At 38.9% G+C, this 19,285-nt stretch carries 18 protein-coding genes; all 18 read left to right on the forward strand.

Going from position 1 to position 19,285, the window contains the following annotated elements:
* The first annotated feature begins 17 nt into the window (after positions 1 to 17).
* The 18 genes from dapA (at position 18) to pgsA (ending at position 19,284) form a co-directional block, all read left to right on the forward strand.
* Positions 18 to 893, forward strand: a complete 876-nt coding sequence (dapA, locus tag LQ226_RS03220; protein ID WP_231416396.1) for a 4-hydroxy-tetrahydrodipicolinate synthase — start codon at positions 18 to 20, stop codon at positions 891 to 893.
* A gap of 217 nt (positions 894 to 1,110) precedes the next feature.
* Complete coding sequence (locus tag LQ226_RS03225; protein ID WP_370635420.1) at positions 1,111 to 1,860, forward strand: ClpP family protease; 750 nt, start codon at positions 1,111 to 1,113, stop codon at positions 1,858 to 1,860.
* Positions 1,857 to 2,078, forward strand: coding sequence for a YlzJ-like family protein (locus tag LQ226_RS03230; protein WP_231416397.1), 222 nt, complete (start codon positions 1,857 to 1,859; stop codon positions 2,076 to 2,078). Before LQ226_RS03225 ends, LQ226_RS03230 begins: the two co-directional genes overlap by 4 nt.
* Before the next feature lie 199 nt (positions 2,079 to 2,277).
* Positions 2,278 to 4,602 carry a DNA translocase FtsK gene (locus tag LQ226_RS03235; RefSeq protein WP_231417559.1) on the forward strand — a complete coding sequence of 775 codons (2,325 nt, stop codon included), beginning with the start codon at positions 2,278 to 2,280 and terminating at the stop codon, positions 4,600 to 4,602.
* Positions 4,603 to 4,852: 250 nt separating this feature from the next.
* Complete coding sequence (locus tag LQ226_RS03240) at positions 4,853 to 5,578, forward strand: GntR family transcriptional regulator (RefSeq protein ID WP_231416398.1); 726 nt, start codon at positions 4,853 to 4,855, stop codon at positions 5,576 to 5,578.
* 105 nt (positions 5,579 to 5,683) lie between these two features.
* Positions 5,684 to 6,841, forward strand: a complete 1,158-nt coding sequence (locus LQ226_RS03245) for a BMP family lipoprotein (RefSeq protein WP_231416399.1) — start codon at positions 5,684 to 5,686, stop codon at positions 6,839 to 6,841.
* A 219-nt stretch (positions 6,842 to 7,060) separates the two neighbouring features.
* Positions 7,061 to 8,590: an ABC transporter ATP-binding protein gene (locus LQ226_RS03250; protein WP_231416400.1), complete on the forward strand. Its 1,530-nt coding sequence runs from the start codon at positions 7,061 to 7,063 to the stop codon at positions 8,588 to 8,590.
* Positions 8,590 to 9,636: an ABC transporter permease gene (locus tag LQ226_RS03255; protein WP_231416401.1), complete on the forward strand. Its 1,047-nt coding sequence runs from the start codon at positions 8,590 to 8,592 to the stop codon at positions 9,634 to 9,636. Before LQ226_RS03250 ends, LQ226_RS03255 begins: the two co-directional genes overlap by 1 nt.
* Positions 9,637 to 10,593 carry an ABC transporter permease gene (locus tag LQ226_RS03260; RefSeq protein WP_231416402.1) on the forward strand — a complete coding sequence of 319 codons (957 nt, stop codon included), beginning with the start codon at positions 9,637 to 9,639 and terminating at the stop codon, positions 10,591 to 10,593.
* A gap of 410 nt (positions 10,594 to 11,003) precedes the next feature.
* On the forward strand, positions 11,004 to 11,105 hold the full coding sequence (locus tag LQ226_RS21100) for a symporter small accessory protein (protein WP_354665941.1): 102 nt from the start codon (positions 11,004 to 11,006) through the stop codon (positions 11,103 to 11,105).
* 2 nt (positions 11,106 to 11,107) lie between these two features.
* Positions 11,108 to 12,691, forward strand: coding sequence for a sodium:solute symporter family protein (locus LQ226_RS03265; protein ID WP_231416403.1), 1,584 nt, complete (start codon positions 11,108 to 11,110; stop codon positions 12,689 to 12,691).
* 187 nt (positions 12,692 to 12,878) lie between these two features.
* Positions 12,879 to 14,165 carry an EF-P 5-aminopentanol modification-associated protein YfmF gene (yfmF, locus tag LQ226_RS03270; protein ID WP_231416404.1) on the forward strand — a complete coding sequence of 429 codons (1,287 nt, stop codon included), beginning with the start codon at positions 12,879 to 12,881 and terminating at the stop codon, positions 14,163 to 14,165.
* The gene (gene yfmH, locus LQ226_RS03275; protein ID WP_231416405.1) at positions 14,165 to 15,454 is read left to right on the forward strand and encodes an EF-P 5-aminopentanol modification-associated protein YfmH; all 1,290 of its coding nucleotides are present in this window, start codon (positions 14,165 to 14,167) and stop codon (positions 15,452 to 15,454) included. Before yfmF ends, yfmH begins: the two co-directional genes overlap by 1 nt.
* Before the next feature lie 12 nt (positions 15,455 to 15,466).
* Entirely contained in the window at positions 15,467 to 16,186 is a 720-nt protein-coding gene (gene ymfI / locus LQ226_RS03280) for an elongation factor P 5-aminopentanone reductase (protein WP_231416406.1), read from the forward strand.
* 83 nt (positions 16,187 to 16,269) lie between these two features.
* On the forward strand, positions 16,270 to 16,527 hold the full coding sequence (locus tag LQ226_RS03285; RefSeq protein WP_188649856.1) for a DUF3243 domain-containing protein: 258 nt from the start codon (positions 16,270 to 16,272) through the stop codon (positions 16,525 to 16,527).
* A gap of 305 nt (positions 16,528 to 16,832) precedes the next feature.
* Positions 16,833 to 17,624 carry a DUF3388 domain-containing protein gene (locus tag LQ226_RS03290; protein WP_231416407.1) on the forward strand — a complete coding sequence of 264 codons (792 nt, stop codon included), beginning with the start codon at positions 16,833 to 16,835 and terminating at the stop codon, positions 17,622 to 17,624.
* An 18-nt stretch (positions 17,625 to 17,642) separates the two neighbouring features.
* A complete protein-coding gene (locus LQ226_RS03295; RefSeq protein ID WP_231416408.1) occupies positions 17,643 to 18,620 on the forward strand; it encodes a helix-turn-helix domain-containing protein in 978 nt (325 codons plus the stop codon).
* Between the two features lie 85 nt (positions 18,621 to 18,705).
* On the forward strand, positions 18,706 to 19,284 hold the full coding sequence (gene pgsA / locus LQ226_RS03300; protein ID WP_231416409.1) for a CDP-diacylglycerol--glycerol-3-phosphate 3-phosphatidyltransferase: 579 nt from the start codon (positions 18,706 to 18,708) through the stop codon (positions 19,282 to 19,284).
* The last annotated feature ends 1 nt before the right edge of the window (position 19,285 follow it).

Raw genomic sequence — 19,285 nt, forward strand, 5'->3', positions numbered from 1 at the left:
GAAAGGAGCATTCGTTTATGAACTTTGGAAACATTATGACAGCCATGGTGACTCCTTTTGACAATCGTGGCAACCTAGATCTTGAGAAAACAACGCAGCTCGTCAACTACTTAATCGATAATGGCTCTGATGGTCTTGTAATCGCCGGGACAACAGGCGAATCACCCACACTAACGGCAGAAGAAAAAATTGCACTATGTAAACATGTTGTAAGCGTGGTAGACCATCGTGTTCCAGTCATTGCGGGTACTGGTAGCAACAATACACACGCTTCTATAGAGTTAACGAAAAAAGCAGAACAAACGGGCGTAGATGGAATTATGCTAGTAGCCCCTTATTACAACAAACCTAGCCAGGAAGGTCTTTACCAACACTTTAGCTCAATCGCTAAAGAAACCTCCCTTCCTGTAATGCTTTATAATATTCCTGGGCGTTCTGTTGTGAATATGGATGTAGACACCATCGTACGCCTATCGACAGTCGACAACATTGTATCTGTTAAAGACGCAAGTGGTGACTTAGATGCGATGACAGAGTTGATTTCTAAAACAAGCGACGATTTTAGTGTCTACAGTGGTGAAGATAGCTTAACGCTTCCTTCTGTCGCGATCGGTGCAAATGGAATTGTATCCGTTTCTGCCCATGTTGTTGGAAACGAAATGCAAGAAATGATTCATGAACTGCGTGAAGGTGACTCTGTGAAAGCAGCAGCGCTTCACCAGCAGCTATTACCGGTCATGAATGCATGCTTTATGGCGCCATCGCCAACACCTGTAAAGACAGCACTTCAAATGAAAGGGTTAGATGTAGGGGGCGTTCGCCTTCCGCTTATTCCTCTCACAGCAGAGGAGCGTAATCGCTTATCAGAAGCGCTAGCACCTTTCCAAAAATAATAATAGACAAAAGCTCCCTGGCCTAGAGTCAGGGAGCTTTTTTAACTAAACGAGAGGAATCCAATCTTGAATCATCACACGAAGTAAAAAGTTATCTAAATAACCACGTTTGAATATCCACTTGATAAAACTTTTATCATTTTGTTCTCATTAAAGCGTGCATGCTTCTTTTTCCATTCGCTCATACTAGGAATAATCATGAAAGGAGCGATTTATTATGGGAAATGAAGATACACCTAAAAAGGGGCAAGACCAAGATCAAGAACAGGACCAGAATCAAAATTCACAATCCTCTTTGATGCAGAAAATTCAGCAGCTAGGTCAGTCGAATGTACCAACGGCGCCGGATTCAAATATACACATTTTACCTATTATTGGTCAGGTAGAGGGACATGTGCAGCTTCCTCCTAAGAATAAAACAACGAAATACGAGCACCTAATACCGCAAATTATTGCGATTGAACAAAATCCTAAAATTGAAGGAGTTATTGTTCTTTTAAATACAGTGGGAGGCGACGTAGAAGCGGGTCTTGCTATATCGGAGATGATTGCTTCTTTATCTAAACCATCTGTTTCTATTGTACTAGGTGGAGGACATTCAATAGGCGTTCCAATTGCAGTTGCCACAAACTACTCGTTTATAGCGGAAACAGCCACAATGACGATCCATCCTATACGTTTAACGGGTCTTGTCATTGGAGTACCTCAGACGTTTGAATACTTAGACAAGATGCAGGAACGAGTGATTAACTTCGTCACTCATCACTCCAATGTGACAGAAGAAAAGTTCAAGGATTTAATGTTTGCTAAAGGCAATCTAACAAGAGATATTGGGACGAACGTTATTGGTGACGATGCTGTAGAATGTGGATTAATTGATGCTGTAGGCGGAGTTAGCCACGCCATGAAAAAACTAAATGAACTAATATCAGAAAAGAAGAAGCAAGATGAGCAGGTGATTCAATGATTCACTACACCCCGCTAAGTGATTACGACATCATTGAGGATGATGCCATGAGTTATGAGAAGCACATGACGATGACAGTTAATGGGAAAATGTGCAGAGTCGAGCAACTCGATGATGGATCCTATCAACTAGTTCAGTTATTATCTACAGATCCACAAGATTACCTCGATCAACAATATGTGCCAGGTACTATCCTTACAAATGGTCTATTGTCCTAAGGAACGGGTATATTTGTTCGCTATTGTTTATGCTATAATATAGACTGAAGGATTGCTTATCCATAGGAGGCATTCTTTGGAACAGAAATCCTGTAACGAGTGCTGTTGCAGGATTTCTTGTTCTCTTATGAGAAATAGTATTGTAGCTAAGAAGGACATTGTATATCTAAAGATCCTTAGTTTGAAAGATGGTGAAAAAATGGCGAAGAAACGTCAAAAGAAAAAACAACAGAAAACACAAGTAAAAGATCAGGTTAAATTTGAGCTCATTGGGCTTTTATTTATATTCTTATCCGTTTTTGGTAGTGGAGCTAGTGCTATATCAGGTGGCGCTATTCCAAATAGTTTAGAGCACTTATTTCAATTCTTTTTTGGTATATGGTATTTTATCGTCTCTTTATTCTTATTTGTAGTGGGAATTTACTTAATGGTGCAGCGTAAATGGCCTATGTTTATACATAAACGCTTTGTAGGCTTTTACATTTTGTTTGCTGCGATATTATTATTAACTCATGTACAGACTTTTGAAGCGGTAATGAAGGATAATGTTGAACCGTCTATCCTGAAAGTTACCTGGAACCATTTCCAGGCTTACATTCAAGGAAAGGTTTCCTCTTCACAATTGGGGGGAGGTTTAATTGGTGGGAGTTTGTTTGCTTTTACCTATTACTTATTTGCTCCGACGGGTGCAAAGATTGTTTCTGTCTTTGCCATGATCGTTGGGGTGCTCTTTTTAACAGAAATTTCTCTTGGCGATCTGTTGAAAAGTGCACTCGATAAAGGGAAAAGCTTCATGAATAACCAATGGACTTCTGTTAAGGACCAAAGAGAACAATATAAAGAAAAGCGCCAAAAAGATAAGCAAGACGAAGAGAAAGAAGAAGCTCCAATTGAATATGGAAATGAGGGTAAACAAACTTCTTCTCAACCTCCTGAACAAGAAGAAAGTACCTCCTCGCCTATTATTCAGGACTTTACGGATAACGCTTATAAACAAGAAGAACCACAAGAGAAGAAACCTGCAAAAGAAAGTCCTCAAGACATCAAATCGGAAGAGGAGGGGTTAGCTGAATCATTACCCCTTACAGAGGTGGAAAACGTTGATTACCAATTGCCATCTTTGAATTTATTAGCTGAACCCACAAAAAATACGCAACAACAAGAACGTTCTAAAATTCAAGCTACAGTAAAAAAATTAGAACAAACTTTTCACAGTTTTGGTGTTAAAGCAAAAGTAACCAAAGTTCATGTAGGGCCATCAGTAACAAAATATGAAGTCTATCCTGATGTAGGAGTAAAAGTAAGTAAGATTGTGAACTTACATGATGATCTTGCTTTGGCTCTTGCAGCGAAGGATATTCGTATTGAAGCCCCGATACCGGGGAAATCTGCCGTAGGTATTGAAGTGCCAAACCAAGAAGTAGCTATGGTAAGTTTAAGAGAGGTGTTAGAGCCTCAGCAACACCAATCAGATTCTAAACTATTATTTGGCCTAGGGCGAGATATCTCAGGTGATGCTATAGTTTCTGAATTAAACAAAATGCCACACTTATTAGTAGCGGGTGCTACAGGAAGTGGTAAGAGTGTGTGTATAAACGGAATTATTACTAGTATTTTAATGAGAGCTAAACCTCATGAAGTAAAAATGATGATGATTGATCCGAAAAAAGTAGAGCTGAATGTATATAATGGAATACCGCATTTGTTAGCTCCTGTTGTTACGGACCCTAAGAAAGCTTCACGTGCACTTAAAAAAGTTGTGTCAGAAATGGAAAGAAGATATGAATTGTTCTCAGATACCGGGACAAGAAATATAGAAGGTTACAATGAACACATTCGAAAACATAACGCTGAAAGTGAAGAAACCCAACCTCAGCTGCCTTATATTGTAGTACTTGTAGATGAACTGGCAGACTTAATGATGGTTGCATCAAACGAAGTGGAAGATGCGATAACACGCTTAGCGCAAATGGCTCGTGCTGCTGGCATTCATTTAATTATCGCCACGCAGCGCCCTTCTGTAGATGTCATTACAGGTGTCATAAAAGCAAATATCCCTTCTCGGATTGCGTTCAGTGTATCTTCACAAACGGATTCTCGTACTATTTTAGATTCAGGCGGGGCGGAAAAGTTACTCGGCCGGGGAGATATGTTATTTATTCCTGTTGGTTCTTCAAAACCGACTCGTGTTCAAGGGGCTTTCCTTTCTGATGAAGAAGTAGAAAGGATTGTGGAACATTGTGTCGAACAGCAAAAAGCACAATATGAGGAAGAAATGATTCCTGAAGAAGAAAGTGAAGTAAAGCAAGAAGTGGATGATGATTTATATGAGGATGCTGTAGCTTTAGTGTTAGAAATGCAAAGCGCAAGTGTGTCTATGTTACAACGAAGGTTCCGAATAGGTTATACTCGTGCAGCAAGATTAATTGATGCTATGGAAGATCGGCGTATTGTAGGACCATATGAGGGAAGTAAACCGAGAGAGGTTCTTGTATCACAATCTTCAGAGGAAATATCTTCTTAAAGAAAGACACTATTGTGTCTTTCTTTTTTTTATGTCATACAGCATCTAGAAAGCGTTTACCCTCTTGTATGCCAGTGTGATCAATCGTTAACTGAATATTTAGTTTTGTCAGAAAAGAGGACATTTTGATAAAAATAGTAGAATTCTATTTATTTATGCTCATAAAAGTGTTATATTAATCTCGAATATGATGAGTCGAACGTCAGATGTCAGATCTCTTAAAAGAGGAAACGCTTGGAGTGAACTACATATGAGTATAAGAACAGATACACGCCATTTATATTTACAAGTCATCGATCAGATTAAGAAAGATATTGATAATGGGAGATACAAAGAAAGGGAAAAACTCCCCTCTGAATTCCAGTTATCGAAGTTATTAGGTGTATCCAGGGCGACATTACGTGAGGCTCTTCGCATACTAGAGGAAGAGAACATTGTAACAAGACGTCACGGAGTTGGAACATTTGTTAACGCTAAACCAATCTTCTCATCTGGTATAGAAGAATTATTTAGTGTAACAGAAATGATTGAAAGAGGCGGCATGAAACCCGGAAGTCAGTACTTATCAACTGAGATGTTAGAAGCGACCGAAGAGGACGTTAAAAAATTTTATCCTTTTCATGTCGAAACATTCGCAAAAGTCGAACGAGTCAGAACAGCCGACGGAGAACCGGTAGTCTACTGTGTCGACAAAATTCCAAAAGGGCTGATTCCTTTAGAACATGTCCATAAAGAAGATTCTATGTTTCAGCTTTTGGAAGAGTATAGTGAAAAAGTTGTGAGTTATGCTGTAACCTTCATTGAACCAGTAGGATACCAGGAACGAATCTCTACAATATTAAATTGTGAGCCAGATCAACCACTCTTATTGTTAAAGCAAATGCATTATACAACGGAAGATGAGCCTGTATTGTATTCGAGTAATTACTTCCGGGCCGACACGTTTGGATTCCACGTTTTGCGAAAAAGAGTGTAAGGGCTTACATTTAGGGTGATTATTTAAGGAGGTGGTGAGTCCGAAGGGGAAACGTTTTGTTTGATAATTGGTATTCTATTAATCTTTTTAAATTCGTAGGGGGTAATGAATTTGAAACAAAGTCGTATTTTATTATTAGCGCTATTAATGGCGCTTGGCATGATGTTAGCTGCGTGTGGTTCAGATGATGATGCTTCAACAGATTCAGACAGCGGTTCTGATAATGAGGATACAGAAGAGACAGACACTGATTCTGGCGGAGATTCCTCAGAAGATGCATCTGGTGGAAATAGTGATTTCACAGTTGCTATGGTTACAGATGTTGGTGGAGTAGACGATAAGTCGTTTAACCAATCAGCATGGGAAGGTCTTAAGCAGTTCGGAGAAGATAACAACTTTGAAGAAGGAAAAGAGTACACATACTTACAATCTAATGAAGCAACTGATTATTCTCCAAACTTAAATCGTCTTGTACAACAAGGATATAACTTAGTTTATGGAATTGGTTATAAGTTACATGATGATATTGAAAATGTAGCTAAACAAAATCCAGACACTCATTTTTCTATCGTGGACGATGTTGTTGAACAGCCAAACGTTGCAAGCATCACGTTTAAAGAACACCAAGGTTCATTCCTAGTAGGTGTTGCGGCTGCTAAGAAAACAAAAACAGATAAAATTGGGTTTGTTGGTGGAGTAGATGGTTTCCTTATTAATAAGTTCGAAGCAGGCTTCGTAGCCGGTGCAAAATCCGTTAACCCTGATATCGAAGTAGAAGTACAATATGCAGGTGGATTTGATCAACCAGCAAAAGGTAAATCAATTGCTAGTAACATGTATAACAGTGGAATCGACGTCATCTACCACGCTTCTGGTGGTACAGGTGTTGGAGTATTTAACCAGGCTAAAGACATCAAACAAAGTAATCCAGATGAAGATGTTTGGGTAATTGGTGTTGACCGTGACCAGTATGAAGAAGGTCAAGTTGGCGACAATAACGTAACGTTTACATCTATGATCAAACGTGTGGACATCGCTGTAGCGGACGTTGCGAAACAAGCTATGAATGGTGAATTCCCTGGTGGCGAACAAATTGCTTATGGTCTTAGTGATGACGCAGTAAGCGTTGCTGAAACAAACGAAGAAGCGTACACTGATGAGATCAAAGAAGCTGTTAAAGAATGGAAAGATAAAATTACAAGTGGCGAAGTAGAAGTTCCAAAAGATCGTGACGAACTTGAAACTTACGTAAACAACTTGTAAGAAATAAGAATGGGTCGAAAGAGGCTGATCTTTTTACGAAAGTCAGCCTCTTTTGTACCTCGTTTAATAAAAAGTCATCAAATGAAAAGGACATCCGATGACCGGCCCTTTTCATTTGCTGATTTTAATCACATGTTTGTTTTAGGACGAACATGAGGAGAGGGTCGATATTCATTTAAGGATATCGTGTTTTCTAATGGAAGTGGGGGAGTGAATAAAGTGGACTATGTTATTGAAATGTTAAACATTCGAAAAGAATTTCCAGGGATTGTAGCGAATGATAATATTAATCTTCAAGTTAAAAAAGGAGAAATCCATGCACTCTTGGGTGAAAATGGTGCAGGAAAATCTACTTTAATGAACGTTCTTTTTGGGTTATATCAACCTGAAAAAGGTGAAATTCGAGTTAATGGCAAGCCGGTTAAGATCACGAATCCTAACATTGCTAACGACTTAGGGATTGGAATGGTGCACCAGCACTTTATGCTTGTTGATACTTTTAGCGTTACAGAAAATATCATTTTAGGTTCTGAACCGAAAAAATCAGGAACTGTAGACATAAAGAAGGCTGAGGCAGAAGTACAAGAAATTTCAGAACGTTATGGGTTGAAAGTTGATCCAACAGCTAAAATTAAAGATATCTCTGTTGGAATGCAGCAACGTGTGGAGATCTTGAAAACCCTTTATCGCGGGGCTGATATCCTTATATTAGACGAGCCAACAGCGGTCTTAACACCTCAGGAAATTCATGAATTAATAGAAATTATGAAAACCCTTATTCAAGAAGGGAAATCTATTATTCTAATTACACACAAACTAAAAGAAATCATGGAAGTATGTGATCGATGTACGGTTATTCGTAAGGGTCAAGGTATTGGCACTGTCGATGTTAGCGAAACGTCTACAACAGAACTTGCATCATTAATGGTTGGTCGGGAAGTTAGCTTTAGTACAGAAAAGACTCCTGCTCATCCTGAAGGAGATGTACTCAAGATTTCCGATCTTAGAGTTAAAGATTCACGTGGTGCTGAGATGGTAAAAGGATTACAGCTTGACGTTAAAGCAGGAGAAATCGTTGGTATAGCTGGGGTAGATGGTAACGGTCAAAGTGAACTTATTGAAGCGATAGCTGGTCTTAGAAAGGTAGAATCAGGTTCTATTCTATTAAATAATGAAGACATAACTCATTTTAAACCTAGAAAAGTAACAGAATCTGGGGTAGCGCATATCCCTCAAGACCGTCATAAGTTTGGTCTTGTACTTGATTTTCCAATTGGAGAAAACATGGTTCTACAAAACTATTATCAAAAACCCTACTCTTCTATGGGAATTTTAAATTATAAAGAGATTTATAAACAAGCAAATAAATTAATTAAAGAATACGACGTCCGTACACCGAGTGAACACACCCCTGCAAGAGCATTGTCTGGTGGTAATCAGCAAAAAGCTATTATTGGACGGGAAGTGGACCGTTCCCCGGACTTATTAATTGCTGCACAACCGACTCGTGGTTTAGATGTTGGGGCGATTGAATTCATTCATAAGAAGTTGATTGAGGAGCGGGACAAAGGCAAGGCCGTCTTGCTTTTATCCTTTGAACTAGAAGAGATTATGAATGTAAGTGATCGAATAGCCATTATGTTTGATGGGCAAATCGTAGCTAATGTTCGTCCTGAAGAAACGACAGAACAAGAGTTAGGGTTATTAATGGCAGGTAGTCAAGTAGAAGAGAAAGCAGGTGAAAGCTAATGCTCTCAAACCAGAGATTTATTAATGTTTTAATCCCGATTATTTCAGTCATTCTTGGGTTATTAGCTGGTGCTATCATTATGCTATGCTTCGGCTATAATCCTATAGATGGATATTCCGCCCTATACGAAGGTGCTTTTGGGAATTCCTATTTTACTGGCGAAACCATTGTAAAGGTTGCCCCTTTAATATTATCGGGAATAGCAGTTGCGTTTGCTTTTAGAACTGGATTGTTTAATATCGGTGTAGAAGGTCAGGTATTTGTAGGATGGTTAGCTTCTGTTTGGGTTGGTATTTCCTTTGAAGCTCCTATGATTATCCATCTTCCTCTTGCCATATTAGCAGCGGCGGTAGCTGGTGCGTTATGGGGATTTGTTCCTGGATTTTTAAAAGCACGTTTTGGCGTTCATGAAGTAATCGTTTCGATTATGATGAACTATATCGCTTTATATACATGTAACGCATTAATACGTAATGTGTTAACTGATCGTTTGGATAGTACGGACCGAGTAGCGGATTCAGCATCGTTATCTTCACAGCTGTTTTATGATTTAACAGGTTCTCGTCTCCATTGGGGGGCAGTTATTGCTTTATTACTTGCTTTTGTGATGTGGTTTATATTAGAAAAAACCACTAAAGGATATGAACTACGTTCCGTAGGGTTTAACCAGAATGCTTCTAATTATGCCGGTATGAATGTGAATCGTAATATTGTGTATTCTTTCTTAATTTCTGGTTCATTTGCTGGGGTGGCCGGAGCCATGCAAGGTCTTGGTACATATGGAAATATGTTTGTCCAATCAAGTTTTACAAATATCGGATTTGATGGAATTGCCGTAGCGCTCTTAGGTGGTAACACAGCTCTAGGGTCTGTGTTTGGAGCTTTCTTATTTGGGACATTGAAAAATGGAGCTGGAAGCATGCCCCTTGTTGCCAATATACCGAAAGAGTTAGTTGATATTATTGTTGCACTAATTATTTTCTTTGTAGCATCAGGCTATATTATTCGCTGGGCGTTAACACGTGTTAAAAGGGAGGAAAAATAAATGAATATCATAGATATTTTACTAGCGATTATTCCTGTTACGATCTTTTACGCTGCTCCTCTTATTTTAACAGCCCTAGGCGGGGTATTTAGTGAACGTGCAGGCGTGGTTAATATTGGTTTAGAGGGCTTGATGGTGATGGGTGCTTTCACGGCTATTGTCAGCAACTTAATGTTGGCTGATACGCTTGGTAGTTTAACACCTTATGTCTCCCTTTTATTAGCAGCTATTGTGTCAGGGCTCTTCGCGATTATTCATGCCGTTGCCTCCGTTTCATTTAGGGCAGACCAGGTCGTTAGTGGCGTAGCTATTAATTTCCTAGCTCTTGGAGTTTCTTTATTCTTAGTTCAAGAACTTTACGGAGCAGGTCAAACGGGTCAAGTTTCGCAGCCCATTTATACACAAGACATTCCTCTTTTAAGTGATATCCCTATTATAGGAGAAATGTTTTTCACTCACCATATTACCTCATACCTTGCAGTTATTCTTGCGTTTGTAGTGTGGTTCGTGATTTTTAAAACGCCATTTGGACTTCGTCTTCGTTCAGTAGGGGAACACCCTATGGCAGCAGACACCAACGGAATTAACGTGTACCGTACACGTTATATTGGCGTCATCTTATCTGGAGTTTTCGCTGGTCTTGGTGGGGGAGTCTTCGCTTTGACGATTACAGGTAACTTCTCCGGGGCTACGATTAGCGGGCAAGGATTTATGGCACTTGCGGCTATGATCTTTGGAAAGTGGCATCCTTTAGGCGCAATGGGAGCGGCGTTCTTCTTTGGTTTCGCTCAAAGCTTAAGCGATGTGGCAGCTGGAATTCCTTTATTAGAAAGTATTCCGTCTGTTTTCCTATTAATAGCACCTTACGTTTTAACGATTCTTGCCTTAGCTGGATTTATTGGGCGGGCAGAAGCGCCTAAAGCAATCGGAACTCCTTATATTAAAGGTAGTCGATAAAATTTCAAAAAGTTTAGTAATAAGAACTAGCAGTCAAGCACCCTAAAGATCAAGATCTTTAGGGTGCTTTTTTGGGTTAAGATGTGCCAGTCTTATTAATATCAAAATAACGAATTTAAAAGTTAATGAGAGATTCGCATCTATAAAGATATCGTATAAAAACTTAGTAGTAACTCCGAAAAGATGTAAGAAATAATGAAAAAGAGTTCATACAGCTAAATCCTCCTTTAGTCGTATACCTATTACATATGGTTATAAGACGTATAAAGTATTTTTAAAGGCTAACTGGACATGGTACATTAATATGTGAATATTCAGAAAAATAATAAGGCAGAAGACGTTTGCGTAAGAGAAGGATTGAGATCTTTTGTAAGCGTTTTCTTTTAGGGGAGGGGAAATCTTTGTTAGGTATGGAGAGTGTTTCAATTGCTGTTATTTGGGTTTTGACAGTACTGTCTACGGTTGGATGTGTCATTTATGGAGCATTAATGTGGAATAAAGGAGGGAATTAGGAATGAATATGTCTATTTTAATCCCTCTTTGCATTGCTTATATTGGTGTAATGTCGGGATTGGCTTACTATGGTTATAAAAAGACGGTAACAGAATCAGATTATTTACTGGGTGGAAGAAACATCAACCCTATCGTTATGGCTCTTTCTTATGGGGCTACATTTATTAGTACGTCTGCCTTAGTAGGATTTGGTGGAGTAGGCTCTGTTTTTGGTATGGGCCTTCTATGGTTAGCATTTTTAAACATTGTGTTAGGGATATTTGTTGCGTTTGCTGTGTTTGGCACTCGTATTAGGAGATTATCCCTCGAACTCGACGCTTCTACCTTTCCGTCCTTATTGGGTAAGCGGTTTAATTCAAAATTTATTACCGTTTTTTCCGGTGCTATGATCTTCATCTTTATGCCGGCTTATACGAGTATTGTATTAATTGGAGGGGGACGTTTCCTACAGGAATCTTTATCGCTGAATTTTAACTTATCCCTTTTTATTTTGGCTGCAATTATTGCTTTATATGTTATTAGCGGTGGTATTAAAGCTGTGATGTACACGGATGCATTTGGAGCTGTGATTATGCTAGTTGGAATGGTGATTCTTCTAGTTGTTACTTATCAGTCTGTTGGTGGTGTCGTTGATGGCCATGCAGCCTTAACAGCTTTGAAAGATATGGTCCCGGATTCACTGAGTGCTGGCGGGCACCAAGGTTGGACGAGTATGCCGGTTTTAGGAAGCCCTCTTTGGTGGACGCTTGTAAGTACCATTATTATGGGTGTAGGGATCGGTGTTTTAGCACAGCCTCAGTTAATGATGCGATGTATGACAGTTAAAGATGACAGAGCTTTATATCGATCTGTTTTAATTGGAGGGTTATTCATCTTCTTCATGACGGGTGCTGCATTTATCATTGGGCCATTGAGTAATGTTTATTTTGTTGAAACCACAGGGCAACTCTCCATTGCAGCAGCAGGAGGGAATTCTGATTTAGTTATTCCAAAGTTTATTAATAGTCTAATGCCAGAGTGGTTTATCTATTTATTTACGTTGACCTTATTGTCAGCAACGATCTCCACTATTAGTTCATTGGTGCACTTACAAGCTTCTGCTTTTGGTGAAGATATTATGAAAACACTCGGTGTTAAGAGAGGGAAAAATGGGCACAGCATGACGCGGATCGGAGTAGTGATTGGAATGTTGGCTGCAATTGGTCTGGCGTATGTATTACCTGGAGGTGTCATTGCGAGAGCGACGGCATTTTGGTTTGGAATATGTGCAGCTGGTTTCCTCCCTACTCTAATGGGGGCATTATTTTGGAAAAAGGCTTCTAAGAACGGGGCTATTTTTAGTATAATAACAGGATTCTCAGTCAGTATATTAGGGTTTTTGTTTCTTCATGTGAAAGAGTCAGGGGTGATTGGGTTATCAAGTGCTATATTTGGGAAAGATGCATTGCTGGCATTCCCATGGACACATATTGACCCCTTGATGTATTCATTACCTTTGTCGGCGATTGTTTTTGTAACTGTAAGTTTATTAGACAGGGATAAGGATTTAAAAGCTGATACTGAGATGAAATCGATTGTAAAGTAATTGACTACACCGCTCTTTTCTTAGTTAAGAATAGGGGCGGTGTTTTTGCGTGTGATCCACATTTCTCATTATTCGCATTCTAAATGAAAACACGTTACAATCAAAGAATACTTAAACTATTGGATAGTTTTTCATACATTAAGATAAGCTAACCATAACAAGTGTGACTCAAGAAGGAGGAAGTCCGATGTCAAACATTGAAGAACATGTATTTAAACAAGAGGGATACCAGTTACACATGATCCCTACGAAGAAATATAAAACAAATACAATTGCAGTTAAATTAAAAGCCCCGCTCAATCGAGAGGGAATAACAAAGAGGGCGTTGTTGCCGTATGTACTCCAACAGGCGACAAGCAACTACCCTTCTGCTCGGGCTTTTCGCACGGCTTTAGATAGCTTATATGGCGCTGTATTAAGTGTGGATTCTTCTAAAAAAGGGGAGGACCACGTTATGACGTTTCGAATGGAAATCCCAAATGATGAAATGCTTTCAGCAGATGAATCTTTGCTAAAGCAAGGGCTTGATCTTATGAATGAAATGATTTTTCATCCTAAAGTAGATGGGAAAGAGCTTGATTCTACCATTGTTAATCGTGAGAAACAAACGCTTACCCAAAAGCTCAAGTCGTTGAAAGACGATAAAATGAGTTATGCCAACACACGTCTAATTGACGAAATGTGTAAAGAAGAACCATATCGATTCCATGTTCATGGGTATGAGGAAGACCTTAAAGACATTAATGCCGAGAATCTTTATGCTTACTATAAAGAAATGCTTGAGTCAGATGATATGGATATCTATGTACAAGGAAATTTAAACCCTGAGGATGTTAAGCAACTTGTTAGTGCTACCATTAAACGTTCTAACAACCCGGAACGTTCGAAAAATGGAACGACGCAACAAGCCGCCCCATCTGAAGTTAAAGAAATCATTGAACATCAAAATATTCAACAAGGAAAACTTCACCTTGGTTATCGTACCTCCATACGGTATGGGGATGAGGACTACTATGCTTTGCAAGTTTTTAATGGAATATTTGGCGGGTTTCCGTCTTCGAAATTGTTTATGAACGTACGCGAAAAACATAGCCTGGCTTATTATGCCGCTTCACGCTTTGAAAGTCACAAAGGGCTCCTTCTTGTCTTTTCTGGAATTGATCCAAACGACTATGACCAAGCAAAGGACATTATTGAAAAACAGATGGAAGCTATGAAAGCAGGCGAGTTTTCTGAAGAAGACGTTCAAGAAACGAAGAAACTGGTAATTAATCAACTACGTGAGACAATGGACAATCAACATGGGCTCATTGAATTAATGTATCATCAAGTGTTATCAGGAGCCTCTGTAACCCCTGAGGATATTATACAAAATGTTGAGCGTGTGACTCATGAAGATGTATTACAAGTGGCAAAGAAAGTAGCGTTAGATACCGTCTACTTCTTAACGAAAGAAGAAGGGGGAAATGAATAATGAAAAAAACACACTATGAACAAATACAAGAAACACTTTATTCCAAAAAGCTTGATAACGGCTTAGAAGTCTATTTATTACCTAAACGAGAAATGGCAAAAACATTTGCAGTTTTTACAACCGAATATGGCTCCATTGACCAAACGTTTACACCACTTGGTAAGGATGAGCAGGTTACAGTTCCAGAAGGGATCGCTCACTTTTTGGAACACAAACTTTTTGAAAAAGAAGATCGTGATGTATTTCAGGATTTCACAAAACAAGGTGCCTCTCCAAATGCGTTCACATCATTCACAAGCACGGCATACTTATTCTCGGCAACAAGTCAAATAGAAGAAAACGTACAAACGCTTCTTGATTTTGTGCAGGATCCTTATTTCTCGGATGAATCCGTTGAAAAAGAAAAAGGAATCATTGCTCAAGAAATTCGTATGTATGATGATCAGCCTGACTGGAGGTCGTTCTTCGGTACAATCCAGAGTTTATTTGAGAACCATCCTGTAAAGATCGATATAGCAGGAACAGTTGATTCCATTCAGGAAATCACGAAAGAAGACCTTTATACATGTTATGAAACGTTTTATCATCCCTCGAATATGACGTTTTTCTTAGCTGGTAATTTTGATCCTGAAAGCATGATGGAGCAGATTGAAAAAAACCAAAATGCAAAATCGTTTGCTCCACAAGAAGAAATTAAGCGTTCCTATCCTGAGGAACCGAATGAAGTAGCTGAAAAACATAAAGTCATTGAAATGCCTGTGTCTGTATCGAAATGTTTAGTTGGTGTTAAAGAAGATACATCCAGTCTAACAAAAGACACGTTCCTCCAAACGGATATGATAAAAAGTATGGTGTTAGATCATTTCTTCTCTAAAAGCGGTGAATACTTTGAGAAGCTATACAAGGAAGATCTAGTGGATGATAGCTTCTCATTTGAAACTCATCTTCATAAAACGTTTGGTTTCACGATTTTAGGCGGGAACACTCGTCAACCTGAAGAATTCCAAAAACGAGTGAAAGAAATGCTTCATGAACTTAAAGAAAGAGAACTAACTGATGAAGAATTTGAACGTATGAAGAAGAAACGAATTGGACAGTTCTTACGTTCTATGAACTCTTTGGAATTTATTGCTACAACTTTTGTGCAATACCGTCACTTAGGTATCGACCTCTTCCAGGTACTACCTGAAATTGAAAAGCTAACAAAGAAAGATGTTGAAGACCATATTCAAAACTGGATTTCAGAAGACCGTATCGCTGTTTGTGAAGTACGTTCTTCTGATTCATAAAAGGAATGCATTATGAAAACATGTTTCATACTTGGGGCTAGTGGAGGGATCGGGCAAGCTATTGCTAAAAAGCTTGCCGGGTCCGGCTACGGTCTTATTTTGCATTATCAAACCAATCATGAAGCCATTGACCAATTATGCAAGAATCTTCCTGATGGGTCCGTTTTGCAGACAGTCCAAGGAGACCTGCGTCAAGAAGCTTCGGTTTTAAATATGCTTGATCAAATTGCTTTTTCAGTAGATGCTCTTGTAGTTGCGAGCGGAACGAGTCTTGTTAAGCTCTTCCAAGATGTAACAGTTAATGAAATGAATGATGTATTAGCGATTCATGTGAAGTCACCCTGGTTAATTTCCCAAAAACTACTTCCTGATATGATTAAAAAAAGAAGCGGACACATTATTTTGATCTCTTCTATATGGGGAGAAGTAGGAGCGAGCTGTGAGGTTGTTTATTCTTCCGTAAAGGGTGCTCAAGATAGCTTCGTGAAATCCCTCGCTAAAGAAGTTGGGAGATCAGGCGTACACGTAAATGGGATAAGACCAGGTTTTATTCGTACAAGCATGAATAATCAGCTCTCAGATGAGGAATTGATTGATATAGAAGAAGATATCCCGTTAGGTAGACTTGGTGAACCCGGAGATATAGCAAATACCGTTCATTTTTTAGTTGGTTCAGGCGCTTCTTATATCCAAGGAGAAATAATAAATGTGAATGGCGCTTGGAATGGTTGATTTTCGCTAAGCAGATGAATAATTCTTTCCTTCATCACAAATGATAACAATGTAAGAACGAGTCATATGAAGGAGGAAAAACCATGTCTGTATTAGATAACTGGGGTTCATGGAAAGACTTTCTAGGGGATCGTCTCCATCAAGCTGAAGGCGATGGGTTAGATGACCGTGCCGTATCAGAATTAGCTTATGAAGTAGGCGATTACTTAGCAAACCAAGTGGATGCAAAGAATGATCAGGAAGCAGTTCTTCGTGATCTGTGGAGTGTTGCTTCTAAAGAAGAACAACACGCTATTGCAAACATGATGGTGAAGTTAGTTCATAATAACGGCACCAAGTAATAAGAGGGGGGGATCCCCTCTTATTTTTTTTTTTTTTTTTTTGAGTAAAATTGGTATATGGCTGATGGTTGATTTTAAGGAAAAATGATTGATTAACCGGTGGTTTGGGTACGTATAGGAATAGATGAGTAAAGGCAATACGAAACGTTTCAGAAATCAAGACATTATATCCTTTTCTAATATTTGAAAATCATTTATGATAGTAATAGTATTCAAAAAACTTGAATTGGAAAAGTTTATGGATCAATCGAGTGACTTGACTCGGTCTTTTTATAGAAGAAATATGGCTAGGAAGGAGTTGTGATATGGAAAAGAAAGAGTGGTACTTAGAATATGAAATTCAGGTTAACCGACCTGGTTTATTAGGAGATATCTCCTCACTTTTAGGAATGCTTTCCATTAATATTATTACAATAAATGGGGTTGAGGATTCCAGACGAGGAATGCTTTTGCTTTGTAAAAACGATGAGCAGATTAATCGCTTAAGATCCATACTTGAAACAATGGATACGATTAGCATTACGAAATTTCGTCGTCCTAAACTGCGGGACCGTTTAGCTGTTAGGCATGGCAGATATATACATAGCGATATTGATGATAAGAAAACGTTTCGTTTTGTGCGTGAAGACCTTGGTTTGTTAGTTGATTTCATGGCAGAGCTATTTAAGAAAGAGGAACATAAACTTATTGGAATTAGAGGGATGCCACGAGTTGGGAAGACAGAGTCCATTGTCGCAGCTAGTGTATCTGCTAATAAAAAGTGGTTGTTTGTCTCTAGTACATTGTTAAAGCAGACGATACGCAGTCAATTGATTGAAGATGAGTATTCTTCTGATAATGTTTATATTCTAGATGGGATTGTGTCTACACGGCGAGCAAATGAACGCCACTGGCAATTGGTACGTGAGATTATGCGTTTACCTGCAACAAAGGTTGTTGAGCATCCTGATATGCTCGTACGAGAAACAGAATACAAACTGGACGATTTTGATTATATTCTTGAGCTTAGAAATGACGAGAATGAAGAAATTACATATGAAACAGTCGACAAGCCAGACTTAGATCAAAAAGACGGCTTTTCCATGTTTGATTTTTAAGATGGAAGGTGTTATGCAATGGAAATAGGTGCTAGATTAAAGGAAGCAAGAGAATCACAAAACATGTCCCTTGAAGATGTGCAAAACGAAACGAAAATTCAAACTCGTTATTTACAAGCGATTGAAAAAGGGAATTTCAGCATTATGCCAGGTAAGTTCTACACAAGAGCTTTTATACGTCAGTATGCAGAAGCGGTCGGTTTAGACCCGGAAGCGTTAATGGAAGAGCATAAAGGTGAGCTGCCCTCCTCAAGTGAGGAAGAGTATATTCAATATACCCGTCTTCAAAGGCATAAAGATGAATCCTCCTCAGGTAAAAATTCGGCATTTATGTCCTTTTTACCGAAGTTAATAATTATTTTACTTATTGTCGGTATTCTTGCTACAGCTCTCTTCTTCTATCAGAAATCCATGGGTTCTGAAGGAGATAATGGAAACCAGCCTCAGCAAGAAGACGATACAGTGGATATGTATGAACGATCCGATGATGCACAAAGCGATGAAGATCAAAAGCAAGATGAGGGCGAGAAAAAATCGGGAGATGATCAATCGGATAACTCTTCAACCGATCAGCCAAAGGAAGATAAAACGGATGAAAGTAAAGATGAGCAAAAAGCTGATGAAGCAGAAAAAGCCAAAGAAGAACCGAAGCAAGAGCTTGTATTGAAGGAAAAAGGTAAACCATCAAATGGGACGACACCAATATCTGTTTATGAGCTTAAGAACGCCGATGAAATGAAGGTCACTTTTTCAACAGTAAATGGTTCTACAAGTTACGTAGACATTCGTGATGCTTCAGGAAGTATCATTTTTATGGAGAATGGCATCAAAGATGGCCAGGAGGTAGACCTGAGCGGACAAAAAGAAGCGACAATTAATATTGGTCGCACGCCAGGAGTTAAACTTAAGGTAAATGGTCAGGATCTAAAATATCCGATTTCTCCAGACGTTCAAGACGTACAAAAAATTCGTTTAATGAAAGCTTCAGCAGAATAACACCAGAAGGGAGTCATCTTGACGATGGGGCTCCCTTCTTGTATTTTATATTTGATTAAGAGAGACTATTGGAGGTCTAGTGAAGATGAATATACCGAATAAAATTACGATTTCAAGGATTTTGATGATTCCTATTTTTATGATCTTGTTATCTGTTCCTTTTAATTGGGGGACTCTTGATATTGGAGAGAGCGAATTGCCCGTTTCCCATTTAATTGCAGCTATTTTATTTATAGTAGCTTCTGTAACGGACTGGGTTGATGGATACTATGCCCGGAAATATAATTTGGTAACGAATTTAGGTAAATTTTTGGATCCCCTTGCAGACAAATTACTCGTATCAGCTGCGCTCATATCACTCGTGGAATTAGATCTTGCAGCGGCGTGGATTGTGATCTTAATTATTAGCAGGGAATTTGCGGTAACAGGTTTACGTTTAGTAGCTGCTGGAGAAGGAATTGTACTTGCGGCAGGGCAAATGGGTAAATTAAAAACGTGGATTCAGATTATTGCCGCTTCTGCTCTCTTGCTTCATAATTTTCCGTTTTCCTATATAGGTTTCCCGTTTGGTACGATAGCGTTATATTTAGCTATGATAATTACAGTCGTGTCAGGTGTTGAGTACTTTATGAAGAACTGGCACGTAATGAAAGGATCTAAATAAT

Source organism: Pontibacillus sp. HN14 (assembly GCF_021129245.1).
Taxonomy (GTDB): domain Bacteria; phylum Bacillota; class Bacilli; order Bacillales; family BH030062; genus Pontibacillus.